Source organism: Parvimonas sp. M20 (assembly GCF_035282425.1).
Lineage (GTDB): Bacteria > Bacillota > Clostridia > Tissierellales > Peptoniphilaceae > Parvimonas.
Genome location: NZ_JAYKBQ010000288.1, coordinates 1 through 235 on the forward strand (window position 1 = coordinate 1; position 235 = coordinate 235).

1 protein-coding gene is annotated in these 235 nt (G+C 68.5%); it reads right to left on the reverse strand.

The features are described from left to right. The coding region (locus tag VJI93_RS09270) for a DNA methyltransferase (protein WP_324009399.1) at positions 1 to 235 on the reverse strand (235 nt) is incomplete at both ends.

Here is a 235-nt window from a genome sequence, read left to right on the forward strand (position 1 = left end):
GCGGCGAACCAGCGCGGGTCGCGCTCGATGCCGAAGAACCGCTTGCCAGCCTGGACCGCGGCGACGCCGGTCGAGCCCGTTCCCATGAAGCTGTCGCAGACCGTTTCGCCGGCGACGTTGCGCATGATCTTCGCCATGACCGCCGGCGGCTTGATGGTTGGATGACCGAAGCGGATCTTCAGCCCGCGATCGGGTGACGCGGTGATCGACCGCGCCTTGTCGGCCAGGTCGCCCT